This is a genomic window from Terrabacter lapilli (genome assembly GCF_039531305.1).
Lineage (GTDB): Bacteria > Actinomycetota > Actinomycetes > Actinomycetales > Dermatophilaceae > Terrabacter > Terrabacter lapilli.
The window spans coordinates 106,936-124,785 of record NZ_BAAAPU010000008.1; the positions used below are offsets into that span (position 1 = coordinate 106,936).

Here is a 17,850-nt window from a genome sequence, read left to right on the forward strand (position 1 = left end):
GCCACGCCCGGCACGACGCCGGGCAGGTCAGAAGCCGGTGGGCTCGCGCGGAGTGTAGGCGCCCTCGAGCGTCGCCACCTCGTCGTCGGTGAGGTGCACGTCCAGCGCGGCGACGGCGTCCGCGAGGTGGTGCTCCTTGGTGGGACCGACGATCGGCGCGCTCACCACCGGATGGCGCAGGACCCACGCGAGGGCCACCTGGGCCATCGGGACGCCACGGGCGCCCGCCACCTGCTCCACCGCGTCGGCGATGGGCTTGTCCCGGTCGGAGAAGAGAGTCTGGCCGAACGCGTCGCTGCCCGTGCGCTTCGTCTCGGTGCCCCACGGGCGGGCGAGGCGGCCACGGGCCAGGGGGCTCCAGGGGATGGCCCCGACGCCCTGGGCGGCGAGCAGCCCGAACATCTCGCGCTCCTCCTCCCGTTGCATGAGGGAGTACTGGTCCTGCATCGAGACGAACCGCGTCCACCCGCCGAGGTCGGCCGCGTGCTGCATCGTGGCGAACTGCCATGCCCACATCGAGGAGGCGCCGATGTAGCGCGCCTTGCCCGCCTTGACGACGTCGTGCAGGGCCTCCATCGTCTCCTCGACCGGCACGTCGGGGTCGAAACGGTGGATCTGGTAGAGGTCGACGTAGTCGGTCCCGAGACGCGAGAGCGAGGCGTCGATCTGCTCGAGGATCGCCTTGCGCGACAGGCCTGCCCCGCCGGGACCGTCGTGCATCCGCCCGTGGACCTTGGTGGCGAGCACGACGTCCTCGCGACGCGTGTAGGTCTTGATGGCCCGGCCGACGATCTCCTCGGACGAGCCGGCGCTGTAGACGTTGGCGGTGTCCCAGAAGGTGATGCCGAGCTCGACCGCCTGGCGGAAGAGCGGCTCGCTCTCCGTCTCGCCCAGCGACCAGGCGTGGTTGCCGCGGTCGCTGTCGCCGAAGCTCATGCAGCCCAGCGCGATCCGGCTGACCTGCAGGCCTGACTGTCCGAGGCGGGTGTACTCCATGGGGTGTCCTTCCAAGGGTTCGGTCGCGCGCGTGCGCGTCGGCGGCGCGACGGATCCATACCCCGTCGTCCCCCGCGTGGCGTCGGACGCCGCTGTCCGCCTTGGCGCGCTGTCCGCCTTGGCGCGCTCTGGCGCTCTGGCACGCTCTCGCGCGCTGCGGACCTGCCGCCTAGGTTGGAGTCCATGGTGACGGTCCCGACCCGCACGCTCTCCGACGGCACCACGCTGCCCGCCATCGGCTTCGGCACCTACCCGCTGACGGGGGAGGACGGCATACGCGCCGTCGAGTCGGCGCTGAACGCCGGCTACCGGCTGCTCGACACGGCGGTCAACTACGGCAACGAGCGGGAGGTCGGCGAGGCGATCCGCAGGTCGGGCGTCCCGCGCGAGGAGATCGTCGTCCAGACGAAGGTGCCCGGGCGCGACCACGCGTACGACAGGGCCGTCGCCTCGATGGAGGGGTCGCTGGAGCGGCTCGGCCTCGAGCAGGTGGACGTGGCCCTCATCCACTGGCCCAACCCGAGCGTCGGGCTCTACGTCGACGCGTTCCGCGCGCTCGTCGAGTGCCGGGAGCGCGGGCTCGTGCGCTCGGTCGGGGTCAGCAACTTCACTGAGCAGCACCTGGCAGACGTCGTGGACGCCACGGGTGTGACGCCGGTGCTCAACCAGGTGGAGCTGCACCCGCTCTTCCCGCAGGAGCGGCTCCGCGCCGCACACGAGCGGCTCGGGATCCTGACGGAGGCGTGGAGCCCGCTCGGCAAGCGCAGCGCACCCTTCGCCGCCGACCCGGTCGCGACCGCGGCCCGGGAGCACGGTGTCACGCCGGCCCAGGTGATCCTGCGCTGGCAGGTGCAGCTCGGCGTCGTGCCCCTGCCCAAGTCCGCCGACGCCGAGCGCCAGCGGACCAACCTCGACGTCTTCGGTTTCGAGCTGCGCCCGGAGGAGGTGGCCGCGATCAGCGGGCTGGCGCGCGAGGACGGGCGGCTCTTCGGCGGCGACCCCGACACCCACGAGGAGATGTGAGGGCGGCGCTCGGTCACGGGCCAAGCCAACCGGTCCGCGTCACCGGGCGACGAGGTCCGGCCGGTCGAGGGCAGGGACGATCTCACGCACCGCCTCGCGCGCGGTGCGTCCGACGCCGATGAGGGTCGCCGACGCCGGGCCGGTCCAGTCGCCGTAGCCCACGAGGTGCAGACGCGGCTCGTCGACCGCTCGGGTCCCGACGACCGCGGGGTGGGCGCCGTCGCGGGGGAGGCGGAGCGGCGCCAGGTGCTGCAGGTCCGGCCGGAAACCGGTGCACCACAGCACGACGTCGGCCTCCTGCGCCGTGCCGTCGGGCCACCGGACACCGGTGGCCGTGAGGCGTTCGAACATCGGCCGCGCCACGAGGACGCCGCGGTCGCGGGCCGCCCGCACCGAGGGGACCATGACGACGTCGCCCAGCCCGGCCACGCCGCCCGGGTCGCTGCGTCCGCTGTCGAGGGCCTTGCGCCGGGCCGTGGCCACCTCGAAGAGCACCCGGCCGTCGACGTCGTCGGGCAGCAGGCGCGGTGGGCGCAGTGTGACCCAGGTGGTGTCGGCGACGAGGGACACCTCCGCGAGCAGCTGCGCCGCGGTGTTGCCCCCGCCGACCACGACGACCCGCCTGCCGGCATACGGCTCGGCGGTGCGGTAGGCGGCGCTGTGCAGCTGCTCACCGGCGAACACCTCGGCTCCGGGGTAGCGCGGCACGAAGGGGCGACCCCACGTGCCGGTGGCACTGACGACCGCACGGGCGCGCCAGGTCGCGGGGGCGCCTCTCGTGCGGGCCCGGACGACGAGGCGCGCGGCGTCGGGTCCTCGTCCGCGCTCCACGGAGAGGACCCGGGTGCCGTGCCGGACCGGCAGGGCATAGCGCTGCTCGTAGCGGGTGAGGTAGTCGACGACGTGACGGGCGGGCGGGTAGTCCTCCTCCGTTGCCGGCATGAGCCAGCCGGGGAGCGAGGAGAAGCCCGGCGGGGAGAAGAGGCGCAGCGAGGGCCAGGCGTGCTGCCAGGCCCCGCCCGGGCTCTCGTCGGCGTCGAGCAGGACGTAGTCGGTGTGGGCTGCGAGACCGGCCCGACGCAGGTGGTAGCCGACGGAGAGCCCGGCCTGGCCGGCGCCGACGACGAGGACCTCCACGTCGCGCGCGGCGCTCGAGTCGTGCACGCTCCCGGGTGCCGTCAGAACAGCTCGAGCGACCCGGTCTCGACGACCTGGGTGGCGAGCGCGTGCAGCTTGACGTTGCGCGACATGCTGGCGCGGCGCAGCTCCTGGAAGGCCTGCTCGCGCGTCAGGCGGGACAGGCCCATGAGGATGCCGATGGCGGCCCCGATGTCCCTGCTGTGGGCGAGGGCCGCCTCGAGCTGGATCGCCCGGCACTCGGCCGCGTCGAGACGCTCGAGGGCGTCCAGCAGGTAGCACTCGACGGCCGTCAGCTCTCCCGGCCGGTCTCCTGTCACTCCGAAAGCCGCGTCGACTCCTTCCGATGGTGATCTGCCCGCGGGGGCCTCTGGCTCCATGGACCGCTCCTCATGCGACCCGGTCGGCGGGCCTTGTCTCGACCTCGACCGGTGAGCTTCCCACCCTAGGCGAGGCCGCCGACAGCAGCATCCGGGGAGCGCCCGGCTCGTGTGGCGGACGTGCGAGACGGCACCCGCTCGGGGGATCGGGTGCCGCCTCACCCACACCATCGCCGGTACCGCCGATGCGTTACAGGCGGCCCCCGCCCCGAGCCACGTGCCGTCTGTCGTCTGGCGTATGCCGTATGCCGTATGCCGTATGCCGTCACGGATGTTCGTGCGTCGGCTCGCCCTCGGCGGCGTGCTGGGCCCCGTAGACCGCGGCCTGGGTACGCCGCTCGAAGCCGAGCTTGGCCAGCAGCCCCGAGACGTAGTTCTTGACGGTCTTCTCGGCCAGGTGCAGCCGCGCCCCGATCTGCCGGTTGGTCAGCCCCTCGGCGATGAGGCCGAGGATCTCCTGCTCGCGCTCCGTGAGCCCGTCGGGGCGGCCGGCGGCCCCTTGCCCGGCGTCGGTCTCCGGGCTGCGCAGCCGCTGGAGCAGGCGCTCGACGAGGGCCGGGTCGATGAGCGAGTGGCCGGCCGCCACGTGCTCGACCGCCTCCGTCAGCGAGGGTCCGCGGATCTGCTTGAGCAGGTAGCCCGAGGCTCCGGCCATGACCGCGGCGAAGAGGGCGTCGTCGTCGTCGTAGGAGGTGAGGATCAGGCACCGGGTGCCGGGGCTGCTGACCTGGACGTCCCGGCACACGTCGATGCCGCTGCCGTCGGGCAGTCGGGCGTCGAGCAGCGCGACCCGAGGGGCGAGGGTCGGGATGCGCCGTCGGGCCTCGGCGGCCGTCCCCGCCTCGCCGACGACCCGGAACCCGTCATGCGCCTCGAGCAGGTCGACCAGGCCCCTGCGGACGATCTCGTGGTCGTCGAGCAGGAAGATCGTCACCTGGTCGGTCGCGTCGCCGTTCATCGGTTGGTCCCGTCGCTCAGCCGTGCGGTCCACGTGAGTACCGTCGACGTCTCGTTGGTGGTGAGGGTGCAGTCGCCGTGCCTCGCGCGGGCGCGACTGGCGAGGTTGGCCAGGCCGCTCTGGCCGCCCACGATCGTCGGGGACGTCCGCCGACGACGTGAGGTGTCCGGATCGGCCTGTGGACCGTCGTCGCTGACCTGCACCGTGACGAGGTCGGCGGACACCGTCACGCGGATGTCGACGGCTGAGCACTTCGAGTGCTTGACGACGTTCGTCAGTGCCTCACGCAGCACGGCTGTGACGTCGTGGAGCAGTGCGGGCTCCAGCGCCGTGGCGACGGGACCCTGCAGCCTCAGGGCAGGCTCGAAGCCGAGCGCGGCCGAGGCGGACGCCACGACCTCCAGCAGCACGGCGCGCGCGTCCCGGGAGGCCGGGTGGACCTGCAGCTCGAAGATCGCCGACCTGATCCGTCGGATCGTGCCGTCCAGGTCGTCGACCGCGCGGCTCAGGGTCTCCTGGACCGTCGGCTCGATGGCCCTGCCTCGCACGGCCTCGAGGGACAGCCCGGTGGCGAAGATCCGCTGGATGACGTGGTCGTGCAGGTCCCGGGCGATGCGCTGGCGGTCCTCCAGCACGGCGATGCGCTCCTCGTCGGCGCGTCCGTCGGCCAGCTCCAGGGCCACTGCTGCGTGGTTGGCCAGCTGCTCGGCCATCTCCACCTCGGCCCTGGTGAACGCCGGACCGCCGGCCTGCCGGGCCATGACGACGGCGCCGCGCACGCCCGCCTCCCCGGCGAGGGGGCAGGCCATGGCCGGCCCGCAGGGCCCGCGGCCGGCCACCGCGGTCAGCGAGGCGGTGCCGTCGGGGGAGGGGCCGGTGACCACGGCGCGTCGCTCGCGCATCGCCACACCCGCGAGCGACCCGTCGGCGGCGTAGGCCGTCCCGATGAAGTCGTCGGCCCCGGGACCGCGGGCGACCTCCACGACGAGCCGGACGGCATACAGGTCGGTGCCGTCCCCGGCGGCGTCGCCGGCCACGTTCGCGCCACCACCGGTGGTGCCGATCTCGGGGAAGTCGAGGGTGACGACGTCTGCGTCGGCGAGGCGCAGCACGGCGTCCGCGATGCGGACGAGCACGTCGCTGCCGAGGCCGGGGCGCAACAGGTCCCGAGTGATGTCCGCCGAGGCGCGCAGCCACTCCTGACGACGGCGTGACTCCTCGTAGAGTCGGGCGTTCTCGATCGCGACGCCGGCGTTGGCCGCCAGCGCGACCACGAGGTCCTCGTCGTCGTCGGTGAAGTCCGAGCCGTCGACCCGGTCGGCGAGGTAGAGGTTGCCGAAGACCTCGCCGCGGCAGCGGACCGGCACCCCGAGGAAGCCCTGCATCGTGGGGTGGCCCTCCGGGAAGCCGACCGACCGAGCGTCGTCCGCGATCCGGTGCAGGCGGATGGGAAGCGGCTCCTCGATGAGGACACCGAGGATGCCCCCACCGGTGGGCAGGGACCCGACGCGCTCCACGGCCGCCTCGTCCATTCCGGAGTGGATGAACTGCTCCAGGTGGCCGTCGGGACCGACCACCCCCAGAGCGGCGAACCGGGCGCCGGCGACGTCGCGCGCGGCCTCGACGATGCGCCGCAGGACCGCAGGCAGGGTCAGCTCGGAGACGACGGAGCGGTTGGCGGCCAGCAGGGTGCGGAGCCGGTCCTCGGAAGAGCCTGAGGAACCCGCCGCCGCACGGGCCCGTCCGCTCATCAGGGGCGTCCCGGTCCCGTCCGCAGGGCGGAGACACGGCGGAAATTCGCGCAGGTCGTACCCGTCCCGGTCACACCTCAAGGCTAGTTCGGACCGGGCGGCCTGCGGGGCTGTTCCGGGGTAGCGTGCTCCGGCTCAGCTCGGGACCTTCCGGACATCGTGGGACAGTCCCGTCGGGCCGAAGGCGCGGCCGGTGATCCTCTCCGGCGTGATCCCGATGAACACGTTGCGCACCCCTCCTGCCCAGGGCTCGGCGCCGTCGACCGTCCAGAGGTGCGTGAGCAGGGCGGGTGAGGCGATCGCCTGGGCGCGGCCGTGCACGATGACGCTCCACCCCGTGTGCCGCGTGGTGTCGAGGTCGTCGACCTCGAGGACCACCTGCGACGGGCGGACGAGCTCGGAGAGCACGCCGAACGGGGAGGTGCGGAAGACCACGAGGTCGCCGACACACGCGTAGCTCACCGGCAGGATCTGTGGACCGCCGCCCGCGTTCCAGGCGATGCGGCCGATGTCACGCGCCTCGAGCAGCTCCTGGCACTCGGTCAGGGTGAGATCGGTGTAGTTGAGCCGGCGGCTGAAGCGGTGCGGCTGGGGCACCGACTGGGCCCGAGGGCCGGCCGGCGACTTGGAGACGGTCATGTCAGGGCTCCCTGGCTGAACCGGCTGGTGACAGCCGGCGGTGACGGTGTCGGCCGCGGGACGTGTCGGCGCCCGTCAGGTGCGGGGCCTCGACGACGGGCGGCGCGGGCGGCGCGGGCGGCGCGGGCGGGGCGGTGGCCGCGTGCAGCAGCTCGCGGCAGTGGTCGAGCTCGGTGCGCACCCGGGTCAGCTCGCTGCGCAGCTCGAGGTAGCGGGCCAGGCTGTCGCCGATGGTGCGCGCCCAGGCGTCGACGGCCCGCCAGTCGGCGCTCCACGTCATCGGGATCGTCGACTCGCCGCCGTGGTTGCGCTCGTCCGAGGGCGCAGGGTCGGGAAGCAGGCTGCGTCGCTGCCGAGGCGCGCGCTGGGCCGGCGTGCCGCGATGGGTCACCCGCAGGCGCTCGACGTCGACGACGAGGTCGAAGCCGCCGGTCACGGGTGTCGCCACGCACGGCCTGCACGTCACCTGGTGCCCGACGCTGCTCAGCTCGTCGGCGATGGTCGCCGCGATGCCCTCGTCGATGCCCGCCGTCGTCGAGGCGACCGATGTGCTGCGATCGACGCGAGCGCTGGACAGGTCACCGTCTGCGGGCTGGAGCGGGGGCTCCTCCGTCGGCGGCGGGGGCGTGGGATACGTGATGAGGACCGTGCACATGGGCTCTCCGTGGTCGACAGCCGCCTGGTGCGGCACTGCGTCGATCCTGCGCTCACGGCCGGGGCGTGGATCACGGCCGAAGGTCGTCGACCGCCGGGACCAAGGTCCCGGATCGGACAGGACCAATGCACCTGACCCGGACCTTCCGGGTGGGCGAGTCTGTGAGGTGAGGTGAGTTCCATGGACGAGACGACGCGACCGGACGCCAACCCGACGGCATCCGAGCCGTCACGCGCGCCACAGCGGACGGCGGCAGGAGGGAGTGCCGGCTCCGCTGGGCAGACGGGACTCATCGTGGTGGGGGTGGACGGCTCGAAGGAGAGCCGGATCGCGCTGCGATGGGCCTGCTCCGAGGCGCGCGTCCGGGGGTGCGCAGTCCTCGCGGTCTCGATCTGGCACCTCTACCCGTTGGCGCCTCCCGAGCGAGTCGGGGCGTCACCGTGGTGGTTCACGGCCGACCCCGAGGAGGCCACGCGCGCCTTCCTCGGGGAGGTCGTGGACGAGGTCTCCGCCGACTTCCCCGACGTCAGGGTCGAGCAGCGGGTGATCTCGGGGCACGCGGCAGAGCAGCTCATCGCGCTCTCCTCCGAGGCCGACGTTCTCGTCCTCGGGGCGACCGGCAGCGGCGGCTTCGTCGGCATGAGGCTCGGGTCCGTGGCCCGCGCCGTCCTCGAGCACGCCCTGTGCACCGTCGTCGTGGCGCGCTGACCTGTCTGTCGTGGCGCGCTGACCAGTCTTCGACGCGGTCTGCCCGACCCGGTCTGCCCGACCCGGTCTGCCCGACCCGGTCTGCCTGACCCGACTGACCGGTCTCAGAACCCGGAGGCCTCGGCGGTGCGTGTCGCCCGCGCGGCCCGCTCCCGGCGGCGCTCGAGGTGGCGCATGACCGGGGTGGCGAAGGTGCCGTGCACCATCACCGAGAGCAGGATCGTGAAGGCGACGGTCGACCACATCCACCGCTCGTCGGAGAAGGCGTGCTCGCCCGCCGCGAAGGCCAGGTAGTAGAGGGAGCCGACACCGCGCACGCCGAAGAAGGCGGTCGCCAGCGTCTCCCTCCGTCCGAGCCCTCCCGGGAGATCGGCCCGGCGAGCAGCGAGCCGGAGGCTGAGCCAGCCGGCCGTGGGGCGCACGACGAAGACGAGGGCGAGGGCGATCGCGACACCTCGCCAGTCCAGCTCGTCGAGCACACCCTTGGTCATGCTCATGCCGAGCAGCAGCAGGATGATCAGGGTGAGCAGCCGCTCGAGGCGCTGCACCACCTCGTGCATCGACCGGTGGTAGTGGTGGTTGCGCTCGGCGGCGCGCAGGGTCATCCCGCAGACGAAGACCGACACGAAGCCGTAGCCGCCGACCAGCTGGCTCGCGCCGTAGGTCATGACGAGGGCGGCGAGGGCGAGCAGCGGCTCGCCCTGCTCGGCCAGGCGCAGCGACGGGCTGGAGGAGCGGAAGGCGATGCGGGCCAGCACCCAGCCCACGGCGGCACCGGCTGCGACGCCGAGGACGACCTTGCCGACGAGGTCCCAGGCCAGCCACTGCAGTCCCCACGACGCGACGCTGCCTGCCGAGGCGAGGAGCAGAGCGGCCGTCACGAACGGGAACGCCAGGCCGTCGTTGAGGCCTGCCTCGGAGGTGAGGGCGAAGCGTACGTCGTCCTTCTCGTCGACGGGCTCGTCCCCGTCGTCGCCGTCGTCCCGGTCGCCGGCCTCGTCCCGACCGGGGTCGCCGACTTCGTCGGAGCGCTCGGGGGAGAGGGCCGGCGAGTGGGCGGAGTGGTCGTCGGAGCGACCATCGGAGTCGTGCTCGGAGTCGTCCTCCGGACTCACCTGGTCCTCACCGACCCGCGGGCCGCCGACCTGGACGTCGCTGGCGAGCACCGGGTCCGTGGGCGCCAGTGCCGCGCCGAGCAGCAGCGCGGCGGCCGGCGCCACGCCGAGCCCCCAGCCGAGCAGGGCGATCGCGCCGATCGACAGCGGCATCGCGACGGCGAGCAGCCGCCACGTCGGAGACCACGACGCCCAGGACGCGCGGCTGCGCCAGTCGAAGGACCGGTCGATGGCGAGCCCCACACCCATGAGGGCCACGAGGATCGCGAACTCCGTCACCCGCTCCACCTGGGGACGGATGGCCACAGGGTCCAGGCGCATCCCCTCCGGCAGGGGCAGCAGGCCGATGCCCATGCCGAGGACGAGCAGCACCATCGCCGCCGAGACGGCATACCGCTCCAGGACGCTCGGCAGCACCGCTGCGAGGAACATGGCCACGCCGGCGATGAGGTAGATCAGGTCGATGGACATGGCGACATGGGGTTGCTCCTCGGTTGGGCCTCCTGTCACCTACCCGACTGAGGGCCCGCGCGATCCGCGGCGCGGTGGCGCCGCGGACCACGCGTCACGCCCGGGACGTTCCAGTCGGGCGTGCACGGGACGCCTCGCTCAGGACGCGGTGCTCATCCGCTCGCCCATGTCCCGGTGCTCGACGAGCTGGTCGTGCAGGCGCACCGTGATGCGCCGGAGCGTCCGCGAGACCTGCATCTGGCTGACGCCGCGTGCCTCGCCGATCTCACGCTGGGTCATGCCCTCGACGTAACGCATGAGCAGCAGCTCCCGCTCGTCGTCGTCCAGCTCGGTGAGGGCCTCGGACAGGCAGACGCGGTCGTCGGCGGCCTCCATCTCCTCGTCGTCGGCGGCGAGGAAGGCAGACAGGCCGGGCCGCTCGTCGTCCGCCGGGCTGCAGTCGAGCGAGAGGGGGCGGAAGCCGGTCGCTGCCGAGGCCACCTCGCGCACGTCCTCGACCGAGACGCCGACGGCGGCAGCGAGCTCGGTGTCGCTGGGCGTGGCACCGAGCTCCTGCTCGAGCTGGGCGCGGATCGACTGGAGGTTGACCCGAAGCTCCTGCAGGCGCCGGGGCGGACGGACCACCCAGCCGCGGTCACGGAACCAGCGCTTGAGCTCGCCCGAGATGGTGGGGACGGCATACGCCGCGAAGGAGGGCGCGTGGCCCGGCTCGTAGCGCCGGACGGCCTTGACGAGCGCGAGGCGGGCGACCTGGACGAGGTCGTCGTGCTCGATGCCCCGGCCCTCGTAGCGGCCGGCCATGGTGGTGCAGAGGTCGAGGTAGAGGTGCACGATGTGCTCGACGACCTGCTCGGACTCCTCGGTGGAGCTGGAATGCTGCAGCTTCTCGAACAGCTCCGCGGTCTCGTGGTCGCGCTCGGCAAAGGAAAGTCGAGGGTGCACAGAATGAGGCGCCATGACTCATCTCCGATCGTTCGGACGAAAGAGTCGGCGCTGTGATTGGACCGCTCAGACACTTCGACAGTGCCACGATCCAGACGATTGCGCAATGACAGGTACTCGGCGGCCGCCGGTTTCCCTCGCTGCTGTCTCGGGTACAAGACAGGCGTGCGACCTGTTCTCCCGGTTTCCCTCCTCGCCGTGCTCGGCGCAGCCGGTCTCGCAGGATGCTCGTCCGTCGACGAGCCAGGGGCCAGCGCCGTGGCGCAGCGCTTCCTGACCCTGGCGCAGTCCGACCCGACGGCCGCGTGCGCCCTCCTCGCGCCGCAGACCGCCCAGCACCTGCAGGACGACGGAGGCAGCTGTCCCAAGGGCCTGCAGGCCGCGCAGCCGCCCCGCGCCGGCACGGTCAGCAGCGTGACCGTCGCGATCAACTCGGCGCAGGTCGTGATGCCCGACCAGGCGGTCTTCCTCGCGCGCTTCGACTCCGGCTGGCGCGTGACCGCCGCGGGCTGCAGACGCGAGTCCGCGGACGACGCGGTGCCCTACCGGTGCGCCGTCGAAGGGAGCTGACGTGAAGGCGATGTTCGTCCTCTACTGCCTCGTCATCGCGGCTGGTTTCGCCCTGGCCTTCACCGTCGGGGTGATCGGCCGATGAGGCCCACCCGACCCGCCGGCGGCGCGCGCTCCTTCTGGCGCACCAACAGCCTGACGATCGTCTTCGGCCTGCTGCTGCTGGCCTTCGTCGTCGGCCAGGCGGTCTCGGGCCTGGCCGAGTACAACGAGACCGCGAGAACCGATGGGCTGCAACAGCTTTCGTTCCTGCGCTACGTGACCTCGTCCTCCTTTGCCGTCGACCTCCTCGAGAACTGGCAGTCCGAGTACCTCCAGTTCACCCTCTACATCCTCCTGACCATCTGGCTCGTCCAACGGGGCTCGTCCGAGTCCAAGAAGGCCGGCGAGGAGGGGCGGCAGTCCGACGAGCAGCAGCTCGTGGGTCCGTTCGCCCGCAGCGACTCGCCCGCCTGGGCCAGGCGCTCGGGGTGGCGGCGCAGCGTCTACTCGCACTCTCTCGTGCTCGTCATGGCCGTGGTCTTCCTGCTCTCGTGGTTCGCCCAGGCCGTCACCGGCCGGGTCGCCGAGAACGACCAGCGGCTGCGCGACCGGCTCGATCCCGTCGGCCTCGCCGACTACGTCGTGAGCCCGGACTTCTGGTCCCGCACGCTGCAGAACTGGCAGTCGGAGATGCTCGCCATCGGCTCGATGGCCGTCTTCGCGATCTACCTGCGCGAGCGCGGCTCACCCGAGTCCAAGCCCGTCGGCATGCCCCACGACGTGACGACCTCGGACGACTGACCCATGGGTGGAGAGCGCTTCTCCAGCAGCGGGCCGTCCGAGAACGAGGGTGCCGCGCCCTGGGTGCCGTCCCGCCCCACGGTGCCGGCCCTCAAGGCCGCGGTCCAGGAGTGTCGTGGGTGCGAGCTCTACCGGGACGCCACGCAGGCGGTCATGGGGGACGGGCCCGCAGGCGCGCGCCTCATGCTGCTCGGTGAGCAGCCGGGCGACCGTGAGGACCGCGAGGGTCTGCCCTTCGTCGGCCCTGCCGGTCGGCTGCTCGACGACGCGCTCGCCGCCGCGGGGCTCGCTGACGTGCCGGCCTACCGCACCAACGTCGTCAAGCACTTCCGTTACGAGCGAGGGGCTGGCAAGCGGATCCACAAGTCGCCGTCGCGGTGGCACGTCGCCGCCTGCGAACCGTGGCTCCTGGGCGAGCTCGAGGCGGTGAGCCCCGTGGGCGTCGTCGTGCTCGGGGCCACGGCGGGCCAGGCCGTGCTCGGCCCGTCCTTCCGGGTGGGCGCGTCGCGAGGAGCCCGGTTGGACTGGCCGGCCGACCGGTTCGCGGTCACCCGTCCGCCGCAGTGGCTCCTGGCGACCACGCACCCGTCGGCGGTGCTGAGGTCGAGGCAGCGCGACACGGACTTCGCCGCGCTCGTGGCCGACCTGGCCGTGGTGCGGCAGCTGCTGGCATGAGGACGCGTGTCCGAGGCGCGGCGGTCGCTCAGTCGTCGCGCTCCCAGGGTGCCTCTTCGCCCATCTTCGCGTAGTACTTCGCGAGGTGGCTCTTCACGCGGTCGCGGTCCTTGTCGGGCAGGTCGACGCCGCCGCGCGAGCCCTGCATGACGGCCGCGGCGGCCATGACGCCGCGCGGCACCGCCACGAGGTGCCCGTCGACCACGTCGGCGACCAGGAGCTTGTATGCCGTGAAGTTCGTCTTGTTGTCCGCGTCGTACCAGACGTGGGCGTCGCGGTACCTCTCGTTCGGCTCGTCGGTGGCACCGGCCCACGTGCGGACCCGCTTCTCCGCTGCCGCACCGTCCCAGTGGCGGTCGCGGTCCGCGAGGGGGAGGTCCTGGAAGCTCGTGACGCTCATGGGTGGTCTCCTTCGTCGTCGTCGTGGTGTCCGCGGGGCGGGGTGCAGGGCGCGCCGCCCCTCCTAGGGCCTGAGGACCACCTTGAGGCACTCCTCCTGCTTCTCCTGGAAGATGCGGTAGAGCTCAGGGGCCTCCTCGAGCCGGGCGTGGTGGGTGGCGAGGCCCTCGAGACCGAGGACGTCGTCGTCGGCCCGGACGATGTCGAGCAGCTCGTCGCTCCACCGGCGCACGTGGCACTGGCCCATGCGGATGGTCAGGCCCTTGTCGAAGAGCTCCATCATCGGCATGGGGTCGGCCATGCCGCCGTAGACCCCGCTGATCGAGAGGGTGCCGCCACGGCGCACGGCCGCGACGGCGGTGTGCAGGGCGGCGAGGCGGTCGATGCCGAAGCGCTCGATCGCCTCCCGGGCGACCGGCTTCGGCAGTCGGCTCGCTGCCCCGATCACCTTCTCGGACACGGGGTTTCCGTGGGCCTCCATGCCGACGGCGTCGATGACGGCGTCGGGGCCACGACCGTCGGTCATGTCGATCAGGGCCTGCGCCACGTCGGTGTCCCTGGCGTCGATGACCTCTGCGCCGTGGGCGCGGGCCAGCTCGATGCGGTCGGGCACGAGGTCGACGCCGATGACCCGCCCCACGCCCCGGTGCAGCGCCGAGCGCACCGCGAGCTGCCCGACCGGGCCGAGGCCCAGGACGGCCAAGGTGTCGTTGCCGTTGACGTCGGCGTACTCGACCGCCTGCCAGGCGGTCGGGAGGATGTCGGAGAGGTAGAGGAAGCGCTCGTCGGGCATCTCGTCCGGGATGACGATCGGACCGAAGTCCGCGTGCGGCACGCGGACGTACTCGGCCTGTCCGCCGGGCACCGACCCGTAGAGGCTGGTGTAGCCGAAGAGGCTCGCCCCCTTGCCGGACTCGGTGTTCTGGGTCGTCTCGCACTGGGCGAAGAGGCCGCGCTGGCACATCCAGCACCGGCCGCAGGAGATGTTGAACGGCACGACGACGCGGTCGCCGACTGCGAGGGTCGCGACTCCGGGTCCGACCTCCTCGACGACGCCCATGAACTCGTGGCCGAGCACGTCGCCCGGCTGCAGGTAGGGAGCGAGCACCCGGTAGAGGTGCAGGTCGGAGCCGCAGATGGCGGTGGAGGTGACGCGGACGATGGCGTCGGTGGTGTGAGCGATGACGGGGTCGGGTACGTCGGTCACACGGACGTCCTCGATGCCGTGCCAGGTCAGAGCCTTCATGCCGGGGCTCGTACCCACGCCTGTCCGCCGAAAAACCTGCAGGAGGCAGCATGGCCCCGCTCGAAGCCACCGACTCACGTGATCACGACGACCCGGAGTCGTCCGTGGCGGCGGCCGAGGCGGCGGTCGACGGCCCTGCCCCGGCCGCCGACAGTCCCGTCGCGCTCGTGCTCGGTGGGTCCCGCGGACTCGGGTTCCTCATCGCGGGGGAGCTGCTCCGACGCGGGCACCGCGTGGTCCTCGCGGCCCGGGACGAGGACGAGCTCCTCGAGGCCGGGGGAGCCCTCGAAGGCCTGGGCCCGCTCACGATCGAGACGTGCGACGTCCGCGACCGCCACCAGGTCGGTGAGCTGGTCGGCAAGGTGGAGCACACCGTCGGCCCCATCGAGGTCCTCATGACCGTCGCCGGGGTGATCCAGGCGGCCCCGTCGGAGTCGCTGGCGCTGCACGACTTCGAGGACGCCATCGACACGATGGCGTGGGGCCCCATCCACGCGGCGTTGACCGCTGCCGCACATGCGTCGCCGCGGGCACGGCCGGATCGGCACCATCACCTCGATCGGCGGCATGGTGTCCCCGCCGCACCTGCTGCCCTACGCCACCGCGAAGTTCGCGGCCGTCGGCTTCTCCGACGGGCTGGCCGCAGCCCTGAGCGGCACGGGGGTCACTGCCACGACGGTGGTGCCCGGGCTGATGCGCACCGGCGGTCACGTGCATGCCCGCTTCGGCGGCGACGCGCCGGCGGAGTACGCGTGGTTCGCTCCGGCGGCCTCGCTGCCGCTGCTGTCCGTCGACGCCGAGCGCGCGGCCCGGCGCATCGTCGACGCGGTGCTCGCCGGTCGCACGATGGTGGTGCTGACGCCACTGGCCTGGGTGGGCATCCGGGTCCGCGGGCTGGCGCCGACGACCACCACGCGGCTGATGGGCCTGGCCTCGCGGCTGCTGCCCGGGCCGCCTCCGCGCGAGGGAGCACGCACCGTGGAGGGGGCCGAGGCGAGACGCCGGCTGGCCTCGCCACTCGTCGACCGGCTCGCCACCCTCGGCGACCGTGCCGCGCGGCGACTGCAGGGCCAGCGACCCCCGGCCGAGGCGACCGGTGACGGTCCGGAGCCGAGGTGAGGGCCGAGCTCGAGAAGCCCGTCATCGACTGCCCGGATCCCCGAGGCCTGGCGGCCTTCTACGCGCGCCTGCTGCGCCTGCGGGTCCTCGAGAACGCCCCGGACTGGGTCGTGCTCGGGCGGAAGGAGGGTATGCGCGAGCTGGCGTTCCAGCGCGTGGAGCCGTGGGTGCCGCCCACGTGGCCGGACCCCGACCAGCCGCAGCAGATGCACCTCGACATCCGGGTGGACGACGTCGACGCGGTCGAGGCACTGGCGCTCTCCCTCGGTGCGCGGCGCGCGCCGGGGTCACCGGAGGTCGGCTACCGCGTCTTCCTCGACCCGGTGGGCCACCCGTTCTGCCTCGTCCACGGGAGCGCCCCGGTCGACGACCCCCGGATCGGCTTCGACACCTCGCGGTAGGCGCCGACCCGGACGGGCAGTCAGAGGGGCGGGGTCTCACCCTCCCGGACGACGAGGAGCCAGCGGAAACCGTACGGGTCGAGGGCCAGCTCGATCTCGCCGTCTGGACCCGGCAGCACGTCGGGCCGGTCGGCCAGCACGTCGACCAGCCGCGCGCCCTCGGGCAGGTCGGCGACGGCCAGCGGCACGATGGCGCCCTCCTCGCCGAAGTTGTGCACCGCGAGCATCGCCCAGTCGTCGCACCGGTTGACGTGCGCGAGGACCGCGCCGACCGGGTGGTCGAGGACCTCGACGGTGCCCCAGCCGCTCTGCGGCAGCTGGCGGTAGCGCCTCGCGAGGTGCCTGACGAACCACCAGAGGGAGCCGGGGTCGTGCCGCTGCGCCGCGACGTTGACGTGCTCCGGACCCCACAGCCCGTCGGGCACCGGCCGTGTCAGTCGCCGAGGTGGCGCGGAGGAGAATCCGCCGCTCGGGGTCGCCGTCCACTGCATGGGAGTGCGCACGGCGAGCCGTCCCGGGACATCGAGGTTCTCGCCCATGCCGATCTCCTCGCCGTAGAAGAGCACGGGTGTGCCGGGCAGCGAGAAGGCGAGGGAGTAGGCGAGCCGCACCCGCCGCTCGTCGCCGCTGACCATCGTTGGCAGGCGGCGTCGTAGGCCACGCCCGTAGAGCTGCATCCCGGGGTCGGGCCCGAAGGCCGCGAAGACCTCCTGGCGCTCCTCGTCCGTCAGCTTGTCGAGGGTCAGCTCGTCGTGGTTGCGCACGAAGTTCGCCCACTGGCTGGTCACGTCCAGGGACGGCCGCTCGCGCAGCGCCTCGGCCAGCGGCCCGGCGTCGCCGCGTGCGAGCGACAGGTAGAAGCGCTGCATCGCGTTGAAGTCGAACTGCATGTTGAGGCCGTCGCCGTCGTCGCCCCCGAAGAAGCGCCGCTGCTCGGGATACGGCAGGTTCACCTCGCCGAGGAGCACCGCGTCGCCGACGCGACGGGTGACGAACGAGCGGACGTCGCCGAGGTAGCGGTCGGGGTTGAACGCCTCGTCGTCGTCCACGCCCGGCACCCCGTCGCGGGCGAAGAGGAAGGGCACGGCGTCGACCCGGAACCCCGAGACGCCCAGCTCCAGCCAGAAGCCGAGGGTGCGCGCGATCTCCTCCTGCACAGCGGGGTTCGCGACGTTGAGGTCGGGCTGGTGCTTGAGGAAGTGGTGCAGGTAGTAGTCGCCGGTCTTCTCGTCGCGCTGCCAGATGCTGTCCTCCTCGTCCGGGAAGACGACGTCCTTCTTGCTGGACCTCGGCCTGGTGCGGCTCCACACGTAGTAGTCGCGGTAGGGGTCCTCGCGGCTGCGCCGGGCCGACCGGAACCACGGGTGCTGGTCGGAGGTGTGGTTCATGACGAAGTCGACGATGACCCGGATGCCGTGGGCCCGGGCGGTGCGGACGAGCTCGACGAAGTCGCCGAGCGTGCCGAGCTGCGGGTCCACACCGAAGAAGTCCGTGATGTCGTAGCCGTCGTCCTGGCGGGCGGTCGGGTAGAAGGGCATGAGCCAGAGGCAGGTGACCCCCAGGTCGGCGAGGTACTCGACCCGGTCGGTCATGCCGCGCAGGTCACCGATGCCGTCCCCGTCGGAGTCCTGGAAGGTCTGGACGTCGGCGCAGTAGACGACGGCGTTCTTCCACCAGACGTCGCCAGTGTCGCTCATCCTCATGGCGAGACCTCTAGCCGGTCCTGGTGTCTGACCGGGCAGGACAGGTCGATGGCGCTCATGCGCTGCCACGCAACCGCAACCGGCACACCGGCGTCAATGGTGACCCTTGCCGCACACCCACCCGTCGGTCGTCCCTCATCGGGTATGGACAGCCGGACCGACGTGGAAGCGACGCTCGA

18 protein-coding genes and 1 pseudogene are annotated in these 17,850 nt (G+C 72.5%); 7 read left to right on the forward strand and 12 right to left on the reverse strand.

Features of this window, described 5'->3' with window-relative positions; all coding sequences use genetic code 11:
• Positions 1–27: 27 nt before the first annotated feature.
• Positions 28–996: an aldo/keto reductase gene (locus ABD241_RS14185; protein WP_344063844.1), complete on the reverse strand. Its 969-nt coding sequence runs from the start codon at positions 994–996 to the stop codon at positions 28–30.
• A 183-nt stretch (positions 997–1,179) separates the two neighbouring features.
• Between ABD241_RS14185 and ABD241_RS14190 the strand changes: the two genes are divergently transcribed.
• Positions 1,180–2,019: an aldo/keto reductase gene (locus ABD241_RS14190; protein WP_344063847.1), complete on the forward strand. Its 840-nt coding sequence runs from the start codon at positions 1,180–1,182 to the stop codon at positions 2,017–2,019.
• A 39-nt stretch (positions 2,020–2,058) separates the two neighbouring features.
• Here ABD241_RS14190 and ABD241_RS14195 read toward each other — a convergent pair whose 3' ends face one another.
• The 6 genes from ABD241_RS14195 to ABD241_RS14220 all read right to left on the reverse strand — a co-directional run bounded on the left by ABD241_RS14195 (position 2,059) and on the right by ABD241_RS14220 (position 7,539).
• Positions 2,059–3,183, reverse strand: a complete 1,125-nt coding sequence (locus ABD241_RS14195) for an ArsO family NAD(P)H-dependent flavin-containing monooxygenase (RefSeq protein WP_344063850.1) — start codon at positions 3,181–3,183, stop codon at positions 2,059–2,061.
• A gap of 14 nt (positions 3,184–3,197) precedes the next feature.
• Complete coding sequence (locus tag ABD241_RS14200) at positions 3,198–3,476, reverse strand: ANTAR domain-containing protein (protein WP_344063852.1); 279 nt, start codon at positions 3,474–3,476, stop codon at positions 3,198–3,200.
• Between the two features lie 325 nt (positions 3,477–3,801).
• Complete coding sequence (locus ABD241_RS14205) at positions 3,802–4,494, reverse strand: response regulator (RefSeq protein ID WP_344063856.1); 693 nt, start codon at positions 4,492–4,494, stop codon at positions 3,802–3,804.
• Positions 4,491–6,245: a sensor histidine kinase gene (locus tag ABD241_RS14210; protein WP_344063859.1), complete on the reverse strand. Its 1,755-nt coding sequence runs from the start codon at positions 6,243–6,245 to the stop codon at positions 4,491–4,493. The genes ABD241_RS14205 and ABD241_RS14210 overlap by 4 nt, the downstream gene beginning before the upstream one ends.
• A 135-nt stretch (positions 6,246–6,380) precedes the next feature.
• Positions 6,381–6,884 carry a pyridoxamine 5'-phosphate oxidase family protein gene (locus tag ABD241_RS14215; RefSeq protein WP_344063862.1) on the reverse strand — a complete coding sequence of 168 codons (504 nt, stop codon included), beginning with the start codon at positions 6,882–6,884 and terminating at the stop codon, positions 6,381–6,383.
• Between the two features lies 1 nt (position 6,885).
• On the reverse strand, positions 6,886–7,539 hold the full coding sequence (locus ABD241_RS14220) for a hypothetical protein (RefSeq protein WP_344063865.1): 654 nt from the start codon (positions 7,537–7,539) through the stop codon (positions 6,886–6,888).
• Between the two features lie 180 nt (positions 7,540–7,719).
• Here ABD241_RS14220 and ABD241_RS14225 point away from each other — a divergent pair, with 180 nt between their 5' ends.
• Positions 7,720–8,247: a universal stress protein gene (locus ABD241_RS14225; protein WP_344063868.1), complete on the forward strand. Its 528-nt coding sequence runs from the start codon at positions 7,720–7,722 to the stop codon at positions 8,245–8,247.
• 104 nt (positions 8,248–8,351) lie between these two features.
• On the opposite strand, the gene ABD241_RS14230 is transcribed toward ABD241_RS14225, so the two are convergent.
• Together ABD241_RS14230 and ABD241_RS14235 are read right to left on the reverse strand one after the other, a co-directional pair.
• Positions 8,352–9,833, reverse strand: a complete 1,482-nt coding sequence (locus ABD241_RS14230) for a cation:proton antiporter (RefSeq protein ID WP_344063871.1) — start codon at positions 9,831–9,833, stop codon at positions 8,352–8,354.
• 138 nt (positions 9,834–9,971) lie between these two features.
• Positions 9,972–10,775, reverse strand: a complete 804-nt coding sequence (locus tag ABD241_RS14235; protein ID WP_344063873.1) for a sigma-70 family RNA polymerase sigma factor — start codon at positions 10,773–10,775, stop codon at positions 9,972–9,974.
• Between the two features lie 165 nt (positions 10,776–10,940).
• Here ABD241_RS14235 and ABD241_RS14240 point away from each other — a divergent pair, with 165 nt between their 5' ends.
• From ABD241_RS14240 to ABD241_RS14250, 3 genes are all read left to right on the forward strand, one after another.
• Positions 10,941–11,345: a hypothetical protein gene (locus ABD241_RS14240; protein WP_344063875.1), complete on the forward strand. Its 405-nt coding sequence runs from the start codon at positions 10,941–10,943 to the stop codon at positions 11,343–11,345.
• An 81-nt stretch (positions 11,346–11,426) separates the two neighbouring features.
• On the forward strand, positions 11,427–12,128 hold the full coding sequence (locus ABD241_RS14245; protein ID WP_344063877.1) for a DUF6766 family protein: 702 nt from the start codon (positions 11,427–11,429) through the stop codon (positions 12,126–12,128).
• A 3-nt stretch (positions 12,129–12,131) separates the two neighbouring features.
• Positions 12,132–12,803, forward strand: a complete 672-nt coding sequence (locus ABD241_RS14250; protein ID WP_344063879.1) for a UdgX family uracil-DNA binding protein — start codon at positions 12,132–12,134, stop codon at positions 12,801–12,803.
• 28 nt (positions 12,804–12,831) lie between these two features.
• On the opposite strand, the gene ABD241_RS14255 is transcribed toward ABD241_RS14250, so the two are convergent.
• Both ABD241_RS14255 and ABD241_RS14260 read right to left on the reverse strand, forming a co-directional pair.
• A complete protein-coding gene (locus ABD241_RS14255) occupies positions 12,832–13,203 on the reverse strand; it encodes a hypothetical protein (RefSeq protein ID WP_344063882.1) in 372 nt (123 codons plus the stop codon).
• A gap of 63 nt (positions 13,204–13,266) precedes the next feature.
• Positions 13,267–14,448, reverse strand: coding sequence for a zinc-dependent alcohol dehydrogenase (locus tag ABD241_RS14260; protein ID WP_344063885.1), 1,182 nt, complete (start codon positions 14,446–14,448; stop codon positions 13,267–13,269).
• 50 nt (positions 14,449–14,498) lie between these two features.
• Between ABD241_RS14260 and ABD241_RS14265 the strand changes: the two are divergent.
• Positions 14,499–15,567 (forward strand): annotated as a pseudogene (locus ABD241_RS14265) (SDR family NAD(P)-dependent oxidoreductase).
• Positions 15,564–15,968 (forward strand): VOC family protein, encoded by a 405-nt coding sequence (locus ABD241_RS14270; RefSeq protein ID WP_344063888.1) that lies wholly within the window; start codon positions 15,564–15,566, stop codon positions 15,966–15,968. The pseudogene ABD241_RS14265 and the gene ABD241_RS14270 overlap by 4 nt, the downstream one beginning before the upstream one ends.
• Before the next feature lie 20 nt (positions 15,969–15,988).
• Here ABD241_RS14270 and ABD241_RS14275 read toward each other — a convergent pair whose 3' ends face one another.
• Complete coding sequence (locus tag ABD241_RS14275) at positions 15,989–17,671, reverse strand: alpha-amylase family protein (RefSeq protein WP_344063891.1); 1,683 nt, start codon at positions 17,669–17,671, stop codon at positions 15,989–15,991.
• Positions 17,672–17,850: the final 179 nt, after the last annotated feature.

Bases quoted from the DNA above. Each gene is read 5' to 3' on its own strand.
- ABD241_RS14185 (WP_344063844.1), bottom strand. From the start codon at position 996: ATGGAGTACACCCGCCTCGGACAGTCAGGCCTGCAGGTCAGCCGGATC.
- ABD241_RS14190 (WP_344063847.1), top strand. From the start codon at position 1,180: ATGGTGACGGTCCCGACCCGCACGCTCTCCGACGGCACCACGCTGCCC.
- ABD241_RS14205 (WP_344063856.1), bottom strand. From the start codon at position 4,494: ATGAACGGCGACGCGACCGACCAGGTGACGATCTTCCTGCTCGACGAC.
- ABD241_RS14210 (WP_344063859.1), bottom strand. From the start codon at position 6,245: ATGAGCGGACGGGCCCGTGCGGCGGCGGGTTCCTCAGGCTCTTCCGAG.
- ABD241_RS14215 (WP_344063862.1), bottom strand. From the start codon at position 6,884: ATGACCGTCTCCAAGTCGCCGGCCGGCCCTCGGGCCCAGTCGGTGCCC.
- ABD241_RS14220 (WP_344063865.1), bottom strand. From the start codon at position 7,539: ATGTGCACGGTCCTCATCACGTATCCCACGCCCCCGCCGCCGACGGAG.
- ABD241_RS14225 (WP_344063868.1), top strand. From the start codon at position 7,720: ATGGACGAGACGACGCGACCGGACGCCAACCCGACGGCATCCGAGCCG.
- ABD241_RS14230 (WP_344063871.1), bottom strand. From the start codon at position 9,833: ATGTCCATCGACCTGATCTACCTCATCGCCGGCGTGGCCATGTTCCTC.
- ABD241_RS14245 (WP_344063877.1), top strand. From the start codon at position 11,427: ATGAGGCCCACCCGACCCGCCGGCGGCGCGCGCTCCTTCTGGCGCACC.
- ABD241_RS14250 (WP_344063879.1), top strand. From the start codon at position 12,132: ATGGGTGGAGAGCGCTTCTCCAGCAGCGGGCCGTCCGAGAACGAGGGT.
- ABD241_RS14255 (WP_344063882.1), bottom strand. From the start codon at position 13,203: ATGAGCGTCACGAGCTTCCAGGACCTCCCCCTCGCGGACCGCGACCGC.
- ABD241_RS14260 (WP_344063885.1), bottom strand. From the start codon at position 14,448: ATGAAGGCTCTGACCTGGCACGGCATCGAGGACGTCCGTGTGACCGAC.
- ABD241_RS14275 (WP_344063891.1), bottom strand. From the start codon at position 17,671: ATGAGGATGAGCGACACTGGCGACGTCTGGTGGAAGAACGCCGTCGTC.